Source organism: Vibrio sp. Vb0937, assembly GCF_033338855.1.
Genome location: NZ_JAWOTK010000194.1, coordinates 1 through 1,406, shown reverse-complemented (window position 1 = coordinate 1,406; position 1,406 = coordinate 1). Strand labels below are relative to the sequence as shown.

At 49.1% G+C, this 1,406-nt stretch carries 1 protein-coding gene; it reads right to left on the bottom strand.

Annotated features, from left to right (window positions below):
- Positions 1-23 precede the first annotated feature (23 nt).
- Positions 24-1,403 carry a DNA repair protein RadA gene (radA, locus tag R7P67_RS24350; RefSeq protein ID WP_005456064.1) on the bottom strand — a complete coding sequence of 460 codons (1,380 nt, stop codon included), beginning with the start codon at positions 1,401-1,403 and terminating at the stop codon, positions 24-26.
- Positions 1,404-1,406: the final 3 nt, after the last annotated feature.

Sequence of the window (1,406 nt, the reverse complement as noted above, 5' to 3'; positions counted from 1 at the left end):
ACAAATACCATTCTTTTTCAGCATTACAGCTCGTCAAAAGCCTCAATAGCCTCTGACAACTTCTTAACGCCGTGGATTTGCATCCCCGGAATGCCACCTTTTGGCATATTAGCAGCCGGGACAATTGCCTTTTTGAAGCCGTGCTTAAATGCCTCGTTCAAACGCTCTTGGCCACTAGGTACCGGACGAATCTCGCCAGCCAAACCAACTTCGCCAAATACCACCACATCTTTTGGCAACGGACGATCGCGAAAGCTTGATAGTAACGCCATCACTAAAGCAAGATCCGCACTGGTTTCTGTTACCTTAACGCCGCCGACTACATTCACAAACACGTCTTGATCGGCCATTTGCAGACCACCGTGCTTATGCAGTACGGCTAATAATAAGGAGAGACGATTCTGCTCCAAACCAACCGCTACGCGACGAGGGTTTGCCAATTGCGAGTAGTCCACCAGCGCTTGAATCTCTACTAATAGAGGACGTGTACCTTCCCACACAACCATGACCGAAGATCCTGACGTCTCTTCTTCGCCACGAGAAAGGAAAATCGCCGATGGGTTACTTACTTCTTTCAGTCCCTGCCCCGTCATCGCAAACACACCTAATTCATTTACCGCACCAAAACGGTTTTTGTGGCTGCGCAGTGTACGGAAACGACTATCTGTTCCGCCATCAAGCAAGACAGAACAGTCAATAATGTGCTCAAGGACTTTAGGGCCGGCAAGAGTACCATCTTTCGTTACGTGACCAACAATAAATACCGCAACATTGTTCTGTTTTGCGTATCGCGTCAGTGCCGTCGCAGATTCTCGCACCTGAGCAACACTGCCCGGTGACGATTGAACATCAGAAACGTGCATAACCTGAATCGAGTCAATCACCATAATTCTGGGCTGCTCTTTCTCTGCAATTTGGCAAATTTTATCGACGTTGGTTTCTGATAGCATCTTCAGGTGCTCTTTTGGCAGACCAAGACGAGACGCGCGCATCGCAACCTGTTGAAGCGATTCCTCACCCGTAACGTAAAGTGTCGGCATCAGCCCTGATAACGTACACATAGTTTGAAGAAGCAACGTCGACTTACCCGCGCCAGGGTTACCACCTATCAGAATCGCCGCACCAGGTACGACACCACCACCAAGCACACGATCGAGCTCTTTAAAACCACTAGTGAATCGCGGCACTTCTTGCAGATCGATTTCAGATAAGGTTTGGACTTTCGATTCTGTCGCCGAACCAGCATAACCGCTTAAGCGTTCATTGCGAGCAACGGTTGGCGAAGCAGCAATGCGCACCTCTGTGATCGTATTCCATGCACCACACGCATTACATTGTCCCTGCCAACGTGGAAAATCCGCGCCACAATCATTACAAACATACGCTCGTTTTGCTTTCGCCATGAT

Coding starts and splice junctions, on each gene's coding strand:
- radA (WP_005456064.1), bottom strand. CDS start 1,403: ATGGCGAAAGCAAAACGAGCGTATGTTTGTAATGATTGTGGCGCGGAT.